The organism is Tessaracoccus zhenghani (assembly GCF_055326325.1).
The window spans coordinates 479966-498149 of record NZ_JBUZNQ010000001.1; the positions used below are offsets into that span (position 1 = coordinate 479966).

General features: G+C 68.2%; 21 protein-coding genes. 11 read left to right on the forward strand and 10 right to left on the reverse strand.

Translation table 11 applies throughout. From position 1 onward, the window contains the following. Positions 1 to 39: 39 nt before the first annotated feature. Positions 40 to 279: a hypothetical protein gene (locus ACZK4S_RS02130; protein WP_459398134.1), complete on the reverse strand. Its 240-nt coding sequence runs from the start codon at positions 277 to 279 to the stop codon at positions 40 to 42. Position 280: 1 nt separating this feature from the next. Further along, positions 281 to 1564 carry an adenylosuccinate synthase gene (locus tag ACZK4S_RS02135; RefSeq protein WP_463643215.1) on the reverse strand — a complete coding sequence of 428 codons (1284 nt, stop codon included), beginning with the start codon at positions 1562 to 1564 and terminating at the stop codon, positions 281 to 283. A gap of 207 nt (positions 1565 to 1771) precedes the next feature. On the opposite strand from ACZK4S_RS02135, the gene dhaK reads away from it, so the two are divergent. Genes dhaK through dhaM form a run of 3 tightly spaced genes read left to right on the forward strand, consistent with a single transcriptional unit; the run spans position 1772 to position 4112 of the window. Then, positions 1772 to 2767: a dihydroxyacetone kinase subunit DhaK gene (dhaK, locus tag ACZK4S_RS02140; RefSeq protein WP_076061959.1), complete on the forward strand. Its 996-nt coding sequence runs from the start codon at positions 1772 to 1774 to the stop codon at positions 2765 to 2767. After that, positions 2764 to 3399: a dihydroxyacetone kinase subunit DhaL gene (gene dhaL, locus ACZK4S_RS02145; protein WP_369819267.1), complete on the forward strand. Its 636-nt coding sequence runs from the start codon at positions 2764 to 2766 to the stop codon at positions 3397 to 3399. The genes dhaK and dhaL overlap by 4 nt, the downstream gene beginning before the upstream one ends. Continuing rightward, positions 3399 to 4112, forward strand: a complete 714-nt coding sequence (gene dhaM / locus ACZK4S_RS02150; protein ID WP_463643216.1) for a dihydroxyacetone kinase phosphoryl donor subunit DhaM — start codon at positions 3399 to 3401, stop codon at positions 4110 to 4112. The genes dhaL and dhaM overlap by 1 nt, the downstream gene beginning before the upstream one ends. A 4-nt stretch (positions 4113 to 4116) precedes the next feature. Here the strand turns inward: dhaM and ACZK4S_RS02155 are convergent, their stop codons facing one another. Together ACZK4S_RS02155 and ACZK4S_RS02160 are read right to left on the reverse strand one after the other, a co-directional pair. Beyond that, positions 4117 to 4557 carry a DUF3151 domain-containing protein gene (locus ACZK4S_RS02155; RefSeq protein WP_463643217.1) on the reverse strand — a complete coding sequence of 147 codons (441 nt, stop codon included), beginning with the start codon at positions 4555 to 4557 and terminating at the stop codon, positions 4117 to 4119. Between the two features lie 191 nt (positions 4558 to 4748). After that, the gene (locus tag ACZK4S_RS02160; RefSeq protein ID WP_459398139.1) at positions 4749 to 5192 is read right to left on the reverse strand and encodes a VOC family protein; all 444 of its coding nucleotides are present in this window, start codon (positions 5190 to 5192) and stop codon (positions 4749 to 4751) included. A gap of 88 nt (positions 5193 to 5280) precedes the next feature. On the opposite strand from ACZK4S_RS02160, the gene typA reads away from it, so the two are divergent. Beyond that, positions 5281 to 7143, forward strand: a complete 1863-nt coding sequence (typA, locus tag ACZK4S_RS02165; RefSeq protein ID WP_076061951.1) for a translational GTPase TypA — start codon at positions 5281 to 5283, stop codon at positions 7141 to 7143. Between the two features lie 141 nt (positions 7144 to 7284). Here the strand turns inward: typA and ACZK4S_RS02170 are convergent, their stop codons facing one another. Further along, a complete protein-coding gene (locus tag ACZK4S_RS02170) occupies positions 7285 to 7851 on the reverse strand; it encodes an HD domain-containing protein (protein WP_463643218.1) in 567 nt (188 codons plus the stop codon). Continuing rightward, positions 7848 to 8270: a hypothetical protein gene (locus ACZK4S_RS02175; protein ID WP_463643219.1), complete on the reverse strand. Its 423-nt coding sequence runs from the start codon at positions 8268 to 8270 to the stop codon at positions 7848 to 7850. The genes ACZK4S_RS02170 and ACZK4S_RS02175 overlap by 4 nt, the downstream gene beginning before the upstream one ends. Before the next feature lie 170 nt (positions 8271 to 8440). On the opposite strand from ACZK4S_RS02175, the gene ACZK4S_RS02180 reads away from it, so the two are divergent. Further along, positions 8441 to 9073: a SatD family protein gene (locus tag ACZK4S_RS02180; protein WP_076061947.1), complete on the forward strand. Its 633-nt coding sequence runs from the start codon at positions 8441 to 8443 to the stop codon at positions 9071 to 9073. Between the two features lie 8 nt (positions 9074 to 9081). Here ACZK4S_RS02180 and ppk2 read toward each other — a convergent pair whose 3' ends face one another. Beyond that, the gene (ppk2, locus tag ACZK4S_RS02185; RefSeq protein WP_076061944.1) at positions 9082 to 9999 is read right to left on the reverse strand and encodes a polyphosphate kinase 2; all 918 of its coding nucleotides are present in this window, start codon (positions 9997 to 9999) and stop codon (positions 9082 to 9084) included. A 119-nt stretch (positions 10000 to 10118) separates the two neighbouring features. Here ppk2 and tpx point away from each other — a divergent pair, with 119 nt between their 5' ends. Further along, positions 10119 to 10616 (forward strand): thiol peroxidase, encoded by a 498-nt coding sequence (gene tpx / locus ACZK4S_RS02190; RefSeq protein WP_076061941.1) that lies wholly within the window; start codon positions 10119 to 10121, stop codon positions 10614 to 10616. A gap of 64 nt (positions 10617 to 10680) precedes the next feature. Here the strand turns inward: tpx and ygfZ are convergent, their stop codons facing one another. Both ygfZ and ACZK4S_RS02200 read right to left on the reverse strand, forming a co-directional pair. Further along, a complete protein-coding gene (ygfZ, locus tag ACZK4S_RS02195) occupies positions 10681 to 11616 on the reverse strand; it encodes a CAF17-like 4Fe-4S cluster assembly/insertion protein YgfZ (protein WP_463643414.1) in 936 nt (311 codons plus the stop codon). Next, the gene (locus tag ACZK4S_RS02200) at positions 11613 to 12167 is read right to left on the reverse strand and encodes a heme-binding beta-barrel domain-containing protein (protein WP_463643220.1); all 555 of its coding nucleotides are present in this window, start codon (positions 12165 to 12167) and stop codon (positions 11613 to 11615) included. The genes ygfZ and ACZK4S_RS02200 overlap by 4 nt, the downstream gene beginning before the upstream one ends. Positions 12168 to 12202: 35 nt before the next feature. Here ACZK4S_RS02200 and dtd point away from each other — a divergent pair, with 35 nt between their 5' ends. After that, the gene (gene dtd, locus ACZK4S_RS02205; RefSeq protein WP_463643221.1) at positions 12203 to 12640 is read left to right on the forward strand and encodes a D-aminoacyl-tRNA deacylase; all 438 of its coding nucleotides are present in this window, start codon (positions 12203 to 12205) and stop codon (positions 12638 to 12640) included. Positions 12641 to 12646: 6 nt separating this feature from the next. Here the strand turns inward: dtd and ACZK4S_RS02210 are convergent, their stop codons facing one another. Continuing rightward, positions 12647 to 13399 (reverse strand): NADase-type glycan-binding domain-containing protein, encoded by a 753-nt coding sequence (locus tag ACZK4S_RS02210; protein WP_463643222.1) that lies wholly within the window; start codon positions 13397 to 13399, stop codon positions 12647 to 12649. Between the two features lie 109 nt (positions 13400 to 13508). On the opposite strand from ACZK4S_RS02210, the gene ACZK4S_RS02215 reads away from it, so the two are divergent. From ACZK4S_RS02215 to ACZK4S_RS02230, 4 genes are read left to right on the forward strand one after another with little or no spacing between them, the layout of a single operon-like run. Further along, positions 13509 to 14162, forward strand: coding sequence for a winged helix-turn-helix domain-containing protein (locus ACZK4S_RS02215; RefSeq protein WP_076061934.1), 654 nt, complete (start codon positions 13509 to 13511; stop codon positions 14160 to 14162). Next, on the forward strand, positions 14152 to 15021 hold the full coding sequence (gene mshD, locus ACZK4S_RS02220; protein WP_158069066.1) for a mycothiol synthase: 870 nt from the start codon (positions 14152 to 14154) through the stop codon (positions 15019 to 15021). Before ACZK4S_RS02215 ends, mshD begins: the two co-directional genes overlap by 11 nt. Continuing rightward, positions 15018 to 17120 carry an RNA degradosome polyphosphate kinase gene (locus ACZK4S_RS02225; RefSeq protein WP_076061928.1) on the forward strand — a complete coding sequence of 701 codons (2103 nt, stop codon included), beginning with the start codon at positions 15018 to 15020 and terminating at the stop codon, positions 17118 to 17120. The genes mshD and ACZK4S_RS02225 overlap by 4 nt, the downstream gene beginning before the upstream one ends. Further along, positions 17078 to 17989: an NUDIX hydrolase gene (locus ACZK4S_RS02230; protein ID WP_158069065.1), complete on the forward strand. Its 912-nt coding sequence runs from the start codon at positions 17078 to 17080 to the stop codon at positions 17987 to 17989. The genes ACZK4S_RS02225 and ACZK4S_RS02230 overlap by 43 nt, the downstream gene beginning before the upstream one ends. Positions 17990 to 18184 lie beyond the last annotated feature (195 nt).

Below are 18184 nucleotides of genomic sequence, written 5' to 3' on the forward strand. Positions count from 1 at the left end.
ATTAGGACACTCGGACAATTCCGGGCGACGGCCCGGCTGCTAGGGGGCGTCTCCAGGGTGCTGGGCGTCGTACTCGGCGTCCGCACGGTCGGCCGCTTCCTGGGAGCGCTGGATCACCAGGCGGAACCCGACGATCACCGCGATGAACGCGCCGCCGAGGGGCACGGCCCACCACCAGTCCCAGCCGATGCTCTCCTGGGTCACGGCGATGATCACCGTGCCGATCATGAACACGGTGATCAGCGCGATGAGCGCAATGACCAGGGGACGAACCCGCACGTCAGATCAGGTTGTGGATGGCGACCGACTGCTCGCGGCCCGGCCCCACCCCGATGCCGCTGATGCGCACGCCGATGAGGTGTTCGAGGCGCTTGACGTACTCCTGTGCCTTGACCGGCAGCTCGTCGAACGTGCGGACGCCCGAGATGTCCTCGTGCCAGCCGTCGAGGTATTCGTAGACGGGCTTGGCGTGGTGGAACTCGGACTGCGTCATCGGCATGACGTCGTGGCGCAGGCCGTCGACCTCGTAGGCGACACACACGGGGATCTTGTCCCAGCCGCTGAGGATGTCGAGCTTGGTGAGGAACACGTCGGTGAAGCCGTTGATCTTGCAGGCCTGCTCCACCAGCAGTGCGTCGAACCAGCCGCAGCGACGGGGGCGTCCGGTGGTGGCGCCGAACTCGCCGCCGATCTCGCGCAGCTTCTCCCCGTCCTCGTCGAACAGTTCGGTGGGGAACGGGCCCTCGCCGACACGGGTGGTGTAGGCCTTCGCGATGCCGACGGTTCGGTCGATCCGCGTGGGGCCGACGCCGCCGCCCGTGGTGGCACCGGCCGCCGTGGGGTTCGACGAGGTCACGTACGGGTAGGTGCCCTGGTCGACGTCGAGGTGGTGCGCCTGGGCGCCCTCGAACAGCACGACCTTGCCCTCGTCGAGCGCATCGTTGACGAATCGGCCGGAGTCGATGATGTAGGGCCGGATGGTGTCGGCGTGCGCGAGCAGCGACTCCACGATCTCCTCCGGCATGATCGGGCGGCGGTTGTACACCTTGACCAGCAGCTGGTTCTTCTGGTCGAGCGAGGCTTCGATCTTCTGCCGCAGGATGGACTCGTCCAGGATGTCCTGGATGCGGATGCCGAGGCGGTTGACCTTGTCGGAGTAGCAGGGGCCGACGCCGCGGCCGGTGGTGCCGATGCGGCGCTTGCCGAGGAAGCGCTCGGTCACCTTGTCGATCACCTTGTGGTACTCGGTGATGATGTGCGCGTTGGCCGACACGTAGGGGTGCGGCACGTCGACGCCGCGGTCCTTCAGCACGCGCAGTTCACCGGCCAGGACGTCGAGGTCGACGACGACGCCGTTGCCGATCACCGTCGTGGTTCCGGGGTTCAGGATGCCGGACGGCAGCAGGTGCAGGACGAACTTCTCGCCGCCCACCACCAGCGTGTGTCCGGCGTTGTTGCCGCCGGAGTAGCGCACACAGAGATCCACCCTGTCGCCCAGCTGGTCCGTCGCCTTGCCCTTGCCCTCGTCGCCCCATTGCGCTCCGACAACCACCACACTCGGCATCTGGCTACTCCCATTCGTACATAGAGATGGCCCCGCGCGTCGCTTGGGGCCGTGCCACCGCAGTCTACCCCTCCAGGGTGGACCCCACGCGGCGCTCCTCAAAGGGCGGCGAAAGGTTGGGCACAGAGCCCCCACCGATTGCGCACGGATGGAAGAATAGAACCTGACGCGCGCACGCGCGCCGTGCAAAGACGCAGGAGTAGCGTGATGAAGAAATTGATCAATTCCCCTGACGACGTCGTCCGGAATGCTCTGAAGGGCGTCGAGGCCTCAGATCCGGAAGTCCGCGTGGATCACGACAACCGCATCGTCTACCGCGCCCAGCAGAAGGACCAGGGCAAGGTCGCCCTCATCTCCGGCGGCGGTTCCGGCCATGAGCCGATGCACGGCGGCTTCGTCGGGTTCGGCATGCTCGACGCAGCGTGCGCCGGTGAGATCTTCACCTCCCCCACCCCGGACCAGATGCTCGAGGCCACCACCACCGTCGACGGCGGGGCGGGCGTGCTGCACATCGTCAAGAACTACACCGGCGACATCATGAACTTCGAGATGGCGGCCGAGCTCGCCGCCGACGCCGGGATCACCGTCGAGACGGTCATCGTGGCCGACGACGTGGCGGTGCAGGACTCCCTCTACACGGCCGGTCGCCGCGGTGTCGGCACGACGGTGCTGCTGGAGAAGATCGTCGGCGCCGCCGCCGAGGAGGGCCGCGACCTCGCAGCAGTGAAGGAACTGGCGCAGAAGGTCGCCGACAACGGCCGTTCGATGGGGATGGCGCTCACGTCCTGCACCGTCCCCGCCGCGGGCCGCCCCACGTTCGACCTCCCGGAAGACCAGATGGAGATCGGCATCGGCATCCACGGCGAGCCGGGGCGGCACCGCGAGCCCATCGGCGACGCGAAGTCCGTGGCCAGGCAACTGGTGGAGCCCATCCTGCACGACCTCGACTTCACCGGCGCCCCGGTCATCGCCATGCTCAACGGCATGGGCGGCACCCCGCTCATCGAGCTGTACCTGATGTACGGCGAAGTCATCGACCTGCTGGGCGAGGCCGGCGTCCGCGTCGAGCGCAACCTGGTGGGCAACTACATCACCAGCCTGGACATGGCCGGCTGTTCGCTCACTCTGCTGCGTGCAGATGACGACATCATCGGCCTGTGGGACGCGCCAGTGCGGACCGCCGGGCTACGGTGGGGCCTGTGAGCGAGAACGAACTGACCCTCGACGACCTCGCGGAGTGGCTGCGCCGGTTCGCGCAGATCGTCGACGAGAACAAGATCTACCTGACCGATCTGGATTCGGCCATCGGCGACGCAGACCATGGTGCCAACATGGCCCGCGGCACTGCGGCCGTCGTGACCACGCTGGACGAGGCCAACAGCATCGATGCGCTGTTGAAGAAGGCGGGGATGACGCTGGTCAGCACGGTCGGCGGCACCGCCGGCCCGCTCTACGGCACGCTGTTCATGAAGATGGGCATGGCCACGGGCCAGGTCGTCACGCTACGCGCGGCAGACTTCGCGAAGGCCCTGCGCTCCGGCATCGACGGCCTGATCGCCCGCGGGAAGACGGAGCTCGAGGACAAGACGATGGTCGACGCGCTGCTGCCGGCCATCGACGCCCTCGACGCCGCGCTGGACGAGGGCGCCACCCTGAAGGACGCCATCGAATCGGCACAGGAGGCCTCGGCCGCCGGTCGTGACGCGACCGTCCCGCTGGTCGCCCGCAAGGGCAGGGCCAGCTACCTCGGTGAACGCTCGGCCGGCCACATGGACCCGGGAGCAGCCTCGGCCACCTACCTCTGGGATGCGTTGTCGCACGTGGTGCAGGCCTGATGGCTGTCGGCATCGTCGTCGTCTCCCACTCGCGGCGGCTCGCTGAGGCGGCCGTCGACCTCGCGCTGCAGATGGTCCACGACGAGCCGCCGCCCATTGCCCTGGCGGCCGGCACCATCGACGGCGGCATCGGCACGGACGCGACGGCGGTGACTTCTGCGATCTCAGAGGTGGACCAGGGCGACGGCGTGGTGATCTTCGTCGACATCGGCTCCGCCGTGATGAGCGCGGAGTTGGGCATCGAACTCTACGGCTCCGGGGGCCACGACATCCGCGTGCTGGCCGCCCCTTTCGTCGAGGGCATCATGGCCGGGGTGATCAAGGTCGCCAGTGGCGCCGGCATCGACGAGGTCGAGGCTGAGTGCGTGGCGGCGATGGGCCCGAAGCAGGCCCATCTCGGCACCCCGGAACAGGTGCGCGCGGCCCCCGAATCGAACCGCTCGGCGCAAGCGCGCGGTGAGGCGCGGTTGGTGAACGAGGCAGGGCTCCACGCCCGGCCGGCTGCGATGTTCGTCGCAAAGGCCCGTCAGTTCGACGCCCAGGTCCTGGTCAGCAAGGGCGTCATCGGCCCGGTTCCCGCCACGAGCAGCATCGGGCTCGCCACGCTGGACGCCCGGATGGGCGACTCCCTCTTCATCGAGGCCACCGGCGCTCAGGCGCAGGAGGCCGTCGACGCGCTGGTGCGTCTCATCGAGTCCGACTTCGCCGGCTGAGCCTTCAGGCAGGCTCGGCGGCAAGCGCCTGGTACGCCTCTTCGGACGAATCGCGCAGGAACTGCGCGCAACGGTCCTGTTCCTGGGCTTCACCGATCCGTCCCGCGGCAACGCTCAGCGCGTACAACGCCCGGAGGAAGCCCCGGTTGGGCTCGTGCGCCCAGGGGATCTGACCGCTGCCCTTCCAGCCGTTGCGACGCAGCAGGTCCAGCCCGCGGTGGTAGCCGGTGCGGGCGTAGGCGTAGGCGGCGATGTCGTTGCCCAGGTCGCCTTCAGCCAGGCAGGTCTCGGCGAGCAGTGCCCAGCAGAGCGAGCTCTCAGGATGCGACGCCACGACGTCGAGGAACCCCCCGCTGCCCCGCTCCACGATCGCTTCGAGAGCGGGGTCCTCGGGCAGGTGGACCACGACGTCGGATGCCATGAGATTGGGGTGCGTCTCGCTCATGGCGACAGCCTACACAGCCCGCGTCACAGCACCCCGAAGGCACTCCGCGTCGGTCCCCGGCGACGCCCCGGCGTCCAGCACCGATGCTCAGACGTTTGCTCATGCACCTCACTGGTACCTCCAGCCTGCTCCCCGCCGACCGGCGACACCATGGAGCTACGTCGCGTATGCGGGCCGACACGTCAGTTGCGTCAGTCGAGGCAGAACTCGTTGCCCTCGGGGTCCTGCATCACGATCCAGCCCGCCTCCCCGTTGTCGGGCGCAGGTTCCTCCCGCCGCACCCGTCTGGCGCCGAGGCCGACGAGCCGCCCGCACTCCGCTTCCAGCACCTCCATCCGGTCGGCCCCCACCTGCCCGGGCGCCACCCGCACGTCGAGATGGAGCCGGTTCTTGACCACCTTGCCCTCCGGCACCCGTTGGAAGAAGACCCTCGGGCGCACGCCGTCCGGGTCGATGATCGCGTTGATCGAGTTCCACTGGTCCCGGGGCACACCCCAGGCGACGAGCTGTTCCTCCCAGGTGTCGAATTCCGGCGGCGCCTCACGCACGTAGCCCAGCACCTCGCACCAGAATTGGCCGAGCGCCAGGGGGTCAGCGCAGTCGAAGGTAACCTGGAAGTCGAAGCGTCGCGGCATGCCACCAGTGTGGGCCTTTTTCTCCGTGGCCGCTTGCGGGCCGTACACTTTCCCGCGGCCCTCCGCCTTCTATCTCTGGGAGACCCCCATGCCCCAACGTTCCGATCTGCGTAACGTGGCGATCATCGCCCACGTCGACCACGGAAAGACCACCCTCGTCGATGCCATGCTGTGGCAGTCGGGTGCTTTCCGGGAAGGCTCGGACGTCAACAACCGGGTGATGGACTCGATGGACCTCGAGCGCGAGAAGGGCATCACCATCCTCGCGAAGAACACCGCCGTGCACCACCGCCGTCCCAACGGCGAGGACACCATCATCAACATCATCGACACGCCCGGCCACGCCGACTTCGGCGGTGAGGTCGAGCGCGGCCTCGAGATGGTCGACGGTGTGATCCTTCTCGTGGACGCCTCTGAGGGTCCGCTCCCCCAGACCCGCTTCGTCCTGCGCAAGGCGCTCGCGAAGAAGCTTCCGATCATTGTGGTGGTCAACAAGGTGGACCGCGCGGACGCCCGCATCTCCGCCGTCGTCGAAGAGACCTACGACCTGTTCATCGACCTGCTCGACGACGACGCGGCCGATGGCCTCGACTTCCCCATCGTCTTCGCCTCCGCCAAGGCGGGCCGCGCGTCGACGACCCAGCCGGCGGACGGCACCATGCCCGACAGCCCCAACCTGGAACCGCTGTTCGACACCCTGTTCGACACCATCCCCGCCCCCGAATACGAAGAGGGCGCCACGCTGCAGGCGCACGTCACCAACCTCGACGCCTCTCCGTACCTGGGTCGCCTCGCGCTGCTGCGCGTCGTCGCCGGTGAACTGAAGCGCGGCCAGCAGGTGGCCTGGTGCAAGACCGACGGCACCATCCAGAACGTCAAGCTCACCGAACTGCTGCGCACCGAGGCCCTCGACCGGGTGCCCGCGGAGAGCGCCGGCCCGGGCGACATCGTCGCCATCGCCGGCATCCCGGACATCATGATCGGCGAGACCCTTTCGGATCCGGAGAACCCCAAGCCGCTGCCGCTCATCGCGGTCGACCAGCCGTCGATCTCCATGACCATCGGCATCAACACGTCGCCGCTCGCCGGCAAGTCCGGCAAGAACCTGACGGCCCGCCTCCTCAAGGCCCGCCTGGACCAGGAACTCATCGGCAACGTCTCCATCCGCGTCTCGCCCACCGAGCGTCCCGACACCTGGGAGGTCCAGGGCCGAGGCGAACTGCAGCTCGCCATCCTCGTCGAGATGATGCGCCGCGAGAACTTCGAGCTCACCGTGGGCAAGCCCCAGGTGGTCACCCAGGTCATCAACGGCAAGGTCCACGAGCCGATCGAGCGCCTCACCGTCGACATCCCCGAAGAGTTCGTCGGCACTGTGTCCCAGCTCATGGGGCTGCGCCGCGGCCGCATGGAACAGCTGGTCAACCACGGCACCGGCTGGGTCCGCCTCGAGTTCATCGTCCCGGCACGCGGCCTGATCGGCTTCCGTACCGAGTTCCTCACCGAGACGCGCGGTACCGGCATCATGAACCACGTCGCCGAGGGCTACGAGCCCTGGGCCGGCGACTTCCGCACCCGCCCCACAGGCTCGCTGGTTGCGGACCGCACCGGCTCGGTCACGTCGTACGCGCTGTTCAACCTGCAGGAGCGCGGCACGCTGTTCGTCTCCCCCGGCGCGGAGGTGTACGAGGGCATGATCGTGGGCGAGAACCCGCGTCCCGAGGACATGGACGTCAACCCCACCAAGGAGAAGAAGCTCACCAACGTGCGCTCCTCCACCGGTGACGAGCTCGAGCGGCTGATCCCCGCCAAGCAGATGTCGATGGAACAGCAACTGGAGTTCTGCGCGGCCGACGAGTGCCTCGAGGTCACCCCGGCCGTCGTGCGCATCCGCAAGGTGGTCCTCAACGGCAACGAGCGTCAGCGCGAGCGCAACCGCCAGAAGAAGAACTAGCCCGGACACGTAGAACGCCGGGCGTGCCTTGGGGGGATCTGCACGCCCGGCGTCCATGTTGCGGCCACGTTGCCGCTAGGCAAACACTCCGCCGACGGTGGAAAACCGTGTGCATCTACGGTACGACGGCGGGAGGGTCATTTACAAGGATTCTCCGGCCAGTTCACGCTCAAGATTGGCCCGCGCGGAGCCCTCCCACCGCTCCAGGCCAAGCTCCGTGGCGAAAATACGGGGCCGCTCCAGCATGCGCTGGGCGAAGGCCCGACGGCGGGCCCGCCACTGCGCCGGAGGCAGCCCCGGGAGCTCCGCCCTGATCGCCTGCACGTTGGCCAGGTACCGCTCCCAGGTGAGCCCCAGACCGTGCAGATCCGCATCCGCGACGCGGGCGGCCCGCTGGTCCCCGGCTGTGGGCGCGTGGGAAATCGTGATCAACACCAGCCGGCACACCTCATCCACCTCCATGGGAGTCAGGTGCGGTGCGAGGAGAGCGCGGGCCACCTCTGCCGAGGCCAGTTCGTCCTGAGGGGAGGTGTTGGTGTGCACCGCGTCGTGGCACCAGTAGGCCAGACGCTCGAGGTCACCGGCCCCCAGCAGCTCAAGGGCCTCCAGCCCGTCGGCGAGGTGCGAGACGCCGTGGTAGCGACGGTGGGGTTCGCGCCAGCGGGCCAGCAGCTCCGCCGCCACCTCCTCCGGGAGCGGGTCCGTCACCACAACCGCACCACCCCGTAGGCGATGCCCGCCCACAGCGCGGCCCACAGCACGCTGGCGAAGGTGCCGATGATGAACAACTCACCCTTACGGGAAGTGCCGGACGCAGAGGTGGTCTTGAGGTCCGCGTAACGCCCGAGCCCCTTGACCGCGAGCACGATGGCGATGCCCTCCGGGAACCCCGCCACGAGGCAGCAGTAGATGGCGATGCGCTCGAGGATGCCCACCCACCGCCCGCCGGGCAGTTCCTGCTGGGCCGCCACCAGGCCCAGATTCCTCCGGGTCTGTTCCAGATCGTCTTCCACCCTGCGGGCAACCTGGTCGATGCGGCGCAGAAGCCAACGGATCACCCCGTTGCCGAGCAGCGCGAACGCTCCGCCCGCCACCAGGACGGCATCCTTCATCAGCAGATCCAGCACGCGTCAGACGCTACACGGCGACACCGACACCCGGGGGCCGGAAGATGGGGCACTTGCCCGATGCGCAGGGCCTACGCCGCTGTCACCGAGGTGGTTGAGCCGGGCGTGCTGCGCTGATCTGATCGCTGCACGGGACCTTCACCTCGCCGTTCTTAAGCTAATATCTTCATATGGCACAAATGAAGGCTTGGTCTAACGTGGTCGGCGTCCTCTTCGACGTCGTCGGCTCCCGCGGTGAATCCCGCGCGCAACGTCACCGTGCCCTGCTGTCCGCCGTCGACGACACCAACAGGCGGGTGTCGGCGCTGGACGCCCTGCGGTTCACCGTCGGCGACGAACTGCAGGGCATCTACGCCTCATTGGAGGAGGCGCTACGGGCGGCCTACTTCCTGCGCCTGACCCTGGCGCCGGAGGTGGACCTGCGCGTGGGCCTCGGCGTGGGCGAGGTGAAGGTGATCGACGAAGAGCGGGGCATTCAGGACGGCACCGCCTGGTGGCGCGCCCGGGAGGCGGTCGACGCCGTGCGCGCCCAGGCTTCTGACGCCGGCTACCGGGGAACCCGGACGGCCATCGTGGGCCTTGAGCCCCCGTCGGTCCTGCCCTCGACGGTGGGGCTCATCGACGCGCACCTCGCCCGGCTCCGGGGGGCCACCGTCGGGTCCCTGCTGGGCCTGCTCGACGGGCTGAGCAACGCGGAGATCGCGGAGCGGGAGTCCATCTCGGAGTCCGCGAACTCCCAGCGGGTGATCAACAACGACCTCCGGCCGCTCGCCGACGCCATCCGGGCGGTCACGGGCTGCTAGCCCGAGGCTCAGTCCTCGTGCTCCTCTGGCTCCTCGGCCATCCGGTTCTTGCGGCCCATGGTCACGATCAGCGGGTCGACCGGCTTGATGACCGAGGGGTCCTTGCCGTCGTAGTCGTGCAGGCCGAGGAACAGGCGCATGGCGTTGAGCCGGGCGCGCTTCTTGTCGTTGGACTTGATGCGGTACCAGGGGGCGATCGCCGTGTCGGTGTGCTTCAGCATCGCGTTCTTCGCGGCCGTGTAGTCGTCCCACCGGCCCAGCGACTCCAGGTCCATCGGCGACAACTTCCACTGCCGCACGGGATCGATCTGACGGATGGCGAAGCGCGTGCGCTGCTCGCGCTGCGTGACGGAGAACCACAGTTTCGTCACCGTGGTGCCGGCCTCGATGAGCATCTCCTCGAACAACGGCGCCTGCCGCACGAAGGTGTCGTATTCCTGGTCCGAACAGAACCCCATCACGCGCTCCACGCCTGCCCGGTTGTACCAGGAGCGGTCGAACATCACGATCTCGCCCGCCGTCGGGAGATGCTGGATGTAGCGCTGGAAGTACCACTGGCCCCTCTCCCGTTCCGTGGGCACGCCCAGTGCCACGGTGCGGGCGTAGCGGGGATTGAGGTGCTCGGTGAATCGCTTGATGGCGCCACCCTTGCCCGCCGCGTCGCGGCCTTCGAACAGGACGACGTGCTTGGTGCCGCGGTCCTGCGCCGAATACTGGAACTTCAACAGTTCGATCTGCAGCTGCCGCTTCTCGATCTCGTACTCGTTGCGCCCCAGGAGGACGTCGTACGGGTAGCGGTCGCGCCAGGTCTCGACGGCCTGTCCGAGCGGGTCGATGAGGTATGGGTCCTCGCCGTGCACATCAGTGACGGCGAAACCATCCGCGAGGAGTTGGTCGATGTATTCGCGCAGGCTCGATTGACTCATAGCAGGATCCAACCACTTCCGGGTGAACAGAGGGCGAACACACGCGCGACCACCCCTGTTCGCCGACAGGGGACGAGACGCACCGGTCGCCGTTTGGTTGCATGGGCAAGGATCGGGGCATGGCTGATATCACCCACAAAGGAAACCCCGTCCGTACCGTAGGCGAACTGCCCGCAGTCGGCTCCACCGCCCCGGATTTCGTGGTCACCGGCACCGACCTCGCCGAGGTCCGGCTGTCCGACTTCGCCGGCAGGAAGCTGCTCATCAGCATCTTCCCGTCGCTCGACACCGGAGTGTGCGCCACCTCGCTTCGCACCTTCAACGAGAGCGCAGCCGGCCTCGAGGGCGCCACCGTCCTGAACGTCTCGCGCGACCTACCGTTCGCGCACGCCCGGTTCTGCGAGTCTGAGGGCATCGACAACGTCGTGGTCGCCTCCGATTTCCGCACCGACTTCGGCGAGAACTACGGCGTCACGCTGGAGACCGGCGCGCTCAAGGGCCTCCTCTCGCGCTCCGTCATCGTGATCGACGAGGACGGCAAGGTCGTCTACACCGAGCAGGTGCCGGAGATCGGCCAGGAGCCGGACTACCAGGCCGCGCTGGCCGCGCTGAACTGACCTGAACGCGACACCCCCACGCCCGGCTGATGCTGAGCGTGGGGGTGTGTCGTTGGCGGCGGCGTCAGCCGAGCACGGGCCGGACGTGCAGGCCGACCTCCGGGTCCACCAGCACCTCCTGGGCCGCGGCGATTCCGTCGGCCAGCAGTTCCGCGTCGACAGGCACGTTGCGCTTCACCAGGGCCAGGGCGATGGGGCCCAGCTCGTGGTGGCGGGCCGACGAGCCCACGAAGCCGACGGTGCGGCCGCCGTACTCAACCGGGGAGCCCTGTTCCGGCAGCTGCGACAGCGAACCGTCCAGGTGCAGCTGCACCAACCGACGAGGAGGCCGGCCCAACGTGTGCACGCGGGCGACCGTCTCCTGCCCGCGGTAGCAGCCCTTGTTGAGGTGCGTGCCCACCAGTCCGATCTCGTTCGGGATGGTCTTGTGGTCCGTGTCGACGAAGAGGCGCGGCACACCGGCGGCCACGCGCAGGGCGTCGAACGCCCAGGTGCCGACGGTGGGCTCCACCTCTGCGTCCAGCGGGAGGAAGACGTCCAACCCGCCGACGTCGGAGTCGCGGACGCGCCACCGGGGATCCAGGGGCACCCTGTGCCCGACCCAGGCGAGGCGCAGGTCCGTGCGCCGGGTGACCTCCACGCGCATCACGAACCGCATGGAGTCGAGGAACTTCACCAGCGCTTCGGCCCTGCCCGGTTCGGTCCAGGCGAGGAAGCTGGTGCCGTCGTCGGTGCCGTAGAGCACGTGCTCGATGTGCCCCGTGGGAGACAGGATCAGCGCCGTGGTTGACTGCCCCGCCCCCAGGCCGGACAGGTGCTGCGTGGTGATGGAATGCAGCCAGGTGAGGCGGTCCGCGCCGGAGATTTCGACGACCTCGCGGTTGCGCAGGTCCACGACACCCTCGCCCGAGGCGAGCGAGCGGGCCTCTGCGACGGGGTTCCCGAAGTGCCAGATCAGCCCCGCGTCGAGGCCCTCATCCATGGCGACGGCGGCCATCAGACCCTCTTCAGGCGGGCCCACATGTGCGGGCGCAGGTCGTGGGCGGTGGTGGAGCGGTCGAGCGCGTACATGAGGTCTCCCTCGACCTTGCCGTACAGGCGCTGCCCGGACATGTGCTCGACCGCGGCGGACTCGCCGCGCACCACCGCGTCGGTGGTCATGTCGATGCGGGTCACCTGGATCTTGCCGATCAAGATCTCGGTCCAGCCCTCGGAGTTGGCCAGTTCCACCTCGACGGAGGCGTCGGGCTTCGGGCGCCAGAACCCGGTCTCCATGCCGAGCACCTTGGTGGCCCGGCCGATCCCCTCCGTGGCCTCCTGTTGCCCGGCGGGATCCTCATCGAGCAGGAAGGTCTGCGAGATGTAGTAGAGGTAGTCATCCCCGTTGTGTTGGAACTCCATGCGCTGCTCGAACTGGAAGCCGTTGCCCTCGTGGTCCGTGCCGTGGCCGGTGCCTTCCCAGCGACCGACCATCCAGCCCAGCGCCGTCAGTGCGGGATTGAGCCCCTCAGGGACCTCGATGTCAATATTCATCTGCGGTTCGGTCGACATGCGGGCCAGTATACGAAGCAGCCACAATGGGCACCATGCGTGTTGTGGTGACCCGGGTGCTCGAGGCCTCCGTGAAGGTCGACGGTGAGGTGGTCGGCGAGCTGGACGGCCCCGGCCTGCTCGTCCTGGCGGGCGTCGGCCACGACGACACCTCCGACGACGCCGCAGCGCTGGCCCGGAAGATCTGGTCGCTTCGGATCCTCGCCGACGAACAGTCGGCCAGCGACGTCGACGCGCCCCTGCTCGTCGTCAGCCAGTTCACCCTCTACGCCTCGACGCGGAAGGGGCGCCGCCCGTCCTGGAGCCGCGCGGCCGGCGGCGGCGTGAGTGAGCCGCTCGTCGAGGAACTGTGCCGGCAGTTGGAGTCGCTGGGCGCGACGGTGGCGCGGGGCAGGTTCGGCGCCCACATGCTCGTCAGCTCCGTCAACGACGGCCCCGTGACCATCACCATGGACACGAAGAACTGGGAGTGAGCCGGCTCAGGCTGGGGTGAGGAACTCCACCGAGCTGAGCGACACGGCGTCGGCATTGGCTTCGCCGTCGCCGGGAGCGGTGGCATCCAAGACCGTCATGGTCACGCCCGTGGCGGACAGCGGCGGGAAGCGCACTTCCTGCGGATTGCGGTTGTTCGCAGCCAGGCCCTGCACGAAGAACGACCCGTCGTCGAACTCCCACCTGATGCTGAGGACGCGGCGCTCCATCAGGTACCGGTCTGACCAGGCGGTGTTGCCGTTGACCACTCGCACGCCGACGAGGGGCCGGCGCCCGCTGAACGTGAACGTCACCTGTTCCCCCACGCCCTCGCCGTGGCAGCGCCACAGGGTGCCCGAGTCGTCGTCGATGAGCATCGCCGGCGTGTCCCGCGTGCCGCCCTCGAGGCACTGCCCCTCGGCAGCGACCACGTTGGCGACCACCACGGCGTCCGAATACGGCACCCCCTCGGTGCTGGGCGGGGCGGAGGCCGTCGCGGTGGGCAGCGGAGCAGGGCTCACGGTCACCATCGGATCCTGGTTGCCGCGGAAGAAGAACAGACGCCCGACGGCGAAGGCCAGCAGCACTGCGAGCACCAGGATGCCGGCCAGCATGCGCAGCGAAATCCCGTCCTCTCCGAGCGGCACCGTCTTGACCGACGACCGTTCAGGCACGTGGGACCGCTCCGGCTCCCCGCGCGCCTCCTCGGGCCCTTCTTCGGCCCCTTGCCGGAACAGATCGTCCGGAAGGTCCTGCGTCATGGGGAACATGGTAGCGGTGGAGCTCAGGCCACCCCGGAACGTGCGTACCACGGGGGGCGACGTACCACTAGGATGAGGTCGTCCCGCGGGGCGCGGAAGGAGGGCAGCCATGAGCAACATCGTGTTCGTCTCCTCCAAGGAAACGCCTCCGGAACTGGCGCTGCTGAGCCACCAGATCACCACTGTCACGTCGGCGGCCCAGGCCTTGATCGACGCCGAGGGCGCTGATGTCGTCGTGGTGGACGGCACCGTGGACCTCGCAGGCGCCCGCTCCACCTGTCAGGCGCTCTCGCGCGGCGGGAACGCCCCGGTGCTGTTGATCGTGGCGCTGTCCGGACTGGCCGTGCTGTCGCCGGACTGGGGATTCAACGACTTCGTCGCCGCGGGCAGTGAACCCGCAGAGATCGACGCGCGCATCCGGGTGCTGACCCGCTCCAGCGCAGACCCGGACCTGTTGGTGGCCGGGCCCATCCGCGTGGACGGGGCCGCCTACACCGCCACCCTCGACGGGGCACCGCTCGACCTGACCTACACGGAGTTCGAACTGCTGCGCTACCTGATGCAGCACCCCGGCCGCGTGCTGTCGAGGGAGACCCTGGTCAGCCAGGTGTGGGGGTACGACTACTACGGTGGCACCCGCACGGTGGATGTCCACGTGCGCCGGCTTCGGGCTAAGCTCGGCCAATTCGACTACTACATCGGCACTGTGCGCAACGTTGGTTACCGCTTCGCCAGTGCGAGGGAGGCTCACCGTGCTGGTTAGCTTGACGACGCTGACACCGACGATGCGCGACGCCCTGCGCGGCCTCGTCGACGCGATCACTGAGCATGACGGCATCTCCCCGGTCAACGAGTCGGGCTCGCTCGGCATCGACGGCGTGCGCGAGGCCGATTTCTTCTTCATGGGCAAGCGGAAGGACCCATACGGCTTCGTCGTCTGCGACGAGCGTGACGGCACGCTGCTCGTGGGCGTCCATCCGGACCACCGTCGCGAGGGCATCGGCACCGAACTGCTCACGGAGGCTCTGCGGGCCCACCCCGAGTCGTCGGCATGGGCCTTCGGGACGCTGCCCGGCGCGCCCCAACTCGCCACCCGCGTCGGCATGCGGCCGGTCCGGTCCCTGCTCCGCATGGAATCCCGCACCGACTATTCGCAGCCGGTCACCGGCTCCCTGCCTGAGGGTTACACCCTCGGCACCTTCGCCCCCGCAGACCGGGAACAGCTGGTCGCCGTCAACGCCGCCGCGTTCGCCCAGCATCCCGAGCAGGGCCGGCTCACCCTCGCGGAGTTCGACGACCTCACCCGCCAGCCGTGGTTCGATCCCCACGGCCTGTTCGTCGCCCGTCAGGACGGCGACGTGGTGGGCTTCCACTGGACCAAACGCCATGGCGGCGGCCTCGGGGAGGTCTACGTGATGGCCGTCGCGCCGGAGCACGAGGGCAAGGGCCTGGGTCGCATCCTGCTGGCCGCCGGTCTCCACCACCTCGCACAGCAGGGCGACGACCGCATCCAGCTCTATGTCGAGGGGAGCCAGGAGCGCGTGGTGGCCATGTACCGCAAGGCGGGCTTCGAGATCGTCCAGACCGACACGAGCTTCCACGCCGAGAGGACCCCTGCATGAGCGATCCCGCCATCGACGCCACCGACAACGCACGGTTGCCGGCAGACCGCTACCTCGACCGTGAACTGAGCTGGCTGGCTTTCAACGACCGCGTCCTGGACCAGGCCAAGGACGCGCTCCGCGTCCCGCTGATCGAGCGCGCCAAGTTCCTGGCGATCTTCTCGTCGAACCTGGACGAGTTCTTCATGGTGCGCGTCGCGGGCCTGAAGCGCCGCATCGCGGCCGGCGTGGCCGTCCCCACCGTGCTGGGCAAGATGCCCGGCGAACTGCATGCCGAACTGCTCGCCAAGGTGGGTCGCCTGGTGAACGAGCAGTCGTTGGTGTTCCAGAAGGACGTCCGCCCCGCGCTGCGCGCCGAGGGCGTGGAGATCCTCAAGTGGGAGGAACTCACGGCCAACGAGAAGGACGCGATGCGGGCGCTGTTCGCCGAGCGGATCTTCCCCGTGCTCACCCCCCTCGCCGTGGACCCGTCGCACCCCTTCCCCTACATCTCGGGCCTCTCGCTGAACCTGGCGGTGCTGCTGCGCAACCCCGTCACGGGCACCAGGCAGTTCGCCCGCGTGAAGGTGCCGCCGGTGCTGTCGCGCTTCGTCCGCCTCGCGGAGGGCCGCTACCTGCCCCTGGAGGAGATCATCTCCCGCCATCTCGGGCAGTTGTTCAGCGGCATGCAGGTGCTGTCCCACACCACCTTTCGGGTCACCCGGAACGAGGACATCGAGGTGGAGGAGGACGACGCCGAGAACCTCCTGTTCGCCCTGGAGAAGGAACTGCTGCGACGCAAGGTCGGTCGGCCTCCGGTCCGCCTCGAGGTCGAGGACGACATCGACGAGAAGATGCTCGACATGCTCATCAACGAGCTCGACATCAAGGCCAACGAGGTCTACCGGGTGCAGGCGCCGCTGGACCTCACGGGCCTGTTCTCGCTGGACGACTCCAACCGGGAAGACCTCAAGTACCCCAACTTCCTGCCCATCACGCACCCGGACCTGGCGGAGGTGGAGAGCGCGAGCCCCGCAGACATGTTCAAGGCGCTGAAGCTGCGCGACGTTCTGGTGCAGCACCCGTACGACTCGTTCGCCACCTCGGTGCAGCGCTTCATCGAGCAGGCGGCAGCTGATCCCGCGGTGCTCGCCATCAAGCAGACGCTGTACCGCACCTCCGGCGACTCCCCCATCGTCGACGCCCTCATCGAGGCGGCCGAGATGGGCAAGCAGGTCCTGGCCATCGTCGAGATCAAGGCCCGCTTCGACGAGCAGAACAACATCGGCTGGGCGCGGAAGCTGGAGAAGGCAGGCGTCCACGTCGTCTACGGCATGCTCGGGCTCAAGACCCACTGCAAACTGTCGCTGGTGGTGCGCGAGGAGGCCGACGGCCTGCGCCGCTACGCCCACATCGGCACCGGCAATTACAACCCGAAGACCGCCCGACTGTATGAGGACATGGGCCTGCTGACGGCGCACCCCATCATCACCGACGACCTGGCGCGGCTGTTCAACCACCTCTCGGGCATGACGCAGGAGACGCACTACCGCCGCCTGCTGGTGGCCCCGGACGGTATCCGGCGCGGGCTGCTGGACTACATCGACGGCGAGATCGCCAATCAGCGACGGGGCCTGCCGTCGGGCATCAAGATCAAGGTCAACTCCATCGTCGACGAGGCCATCATCGATGGCCTCTACCGCGCGTCCCAGGCTGGCGTGCCGGTGGACATGTGGGTGCGCGGCATCTGCACGATCCGGCCGGGAGTCCCCGGGCTGAGCGAGAACATCAGGGTCCGCTCCATCCTGGGCAGGTTCCTCGAGCACTCCCGCATCTACTCCTTCGTGGGTGGCGGCCAGCCCATCGTGGGCATCGGCTCGGCAGACCTCATGCACCGCAACCTGGACCGCCGGGTCGAGGCCATCGTCGGGCTCAGCAACCCGGCGCACCTGCGGCACATCGACGAACTCTTCGCGATGGCGTTCGACCCCGGCACCGTGCACTGGGAACTCAATGATTCGACATGGTCGGTGCACACCACCGGCCCGGACGGCACCCCGTTGAGAGACATCCAGGAATGGCTGATCCAGCAGACCGCGGCCAGGCGCTCGACCCGATGAGCCGTCGCGTCGCCATCCGCGCGGCGGGTGCCGTCGTGCTGAGGGGCACCGGCAAGGACGTCGAGGTGCTGATGATCCACCGCCCGGCCTACGACGACTGGTCACTGCCGAAGGGCAAGGGCACCGTCGACGAGCTCGCACCCCGGACGGCGGTGCGCGAGGTGTTCGAAGAGGCCGGGGTCGCCGTCCGACTGGGGCTGCGTCTGCCCCCCATCGAGTACAAACTCTCCAAGGGGCTCAAGGCCGTCCAGTACTGGCGCGCCGAGGTGCTGGCGGAGCAGCCCTTCGAACCCAACCGCGAGGTCGACAAGATCCGCTGGGCCCGGATCGACAAGGCCATGCGCACCCTCACCTATGCCGACGAGCGGCGCCTGTTGTCGACGGCGCTGCTGAAGCCGCGCACCACCCCCCTGCTGCTGGTGCGCCACGGCAAGGCCATGCTCCGCAAGGACTGGAGCGGGCCGGACCAGGAGCGTCGCCTCACGGGGCGCGGCCGGCGCCAGGCCAGGGAACTGGCCCAGTTGTTCGGCGCCTACGGCGTGGAGAACCTGGTGAGCTCCTCCTCCACCAGGTGCGTGGAGACGTTGCGACCCTACGCGGAACAGCGCGGGCTGGAGATCGTCACGGAGGACGTGCTCACCGAAGAGGAGGGCACGGTGCATCCGAGGGAGGTCCGCCGCTTCGTCGCCCGCCTCTTCAAGCGCACCACGGCCCCCACCGCGCTCTGTGGGCACCGCCCCGTGCTACCGGCGATGTTCGAGGGTCTGGGGATCAAGGCCAAGCCCATGGTCGTGGGCGAGGTCGTCGTCGTGCACCGGGACGACGACGGTGACCTCGTCGCCGTCGAAGTGCACAAGCCGACGGCCTGAGCCCGGATCTCTGTCCTGGGATGCCCCGGGGGTAACGATCCCGTCACAACTACCCGAGAAAACCCCGGGAGGGGCGAGAACTCGCCCTCCGTTCATCATCTGTTAACCAAACCCGGACCATTCGGTTACCTGGTCGTCCTACGTTCACATGCAGGAACACACAGTTCGTTCAGTTCCAGGGCCAACTTGCGGCCC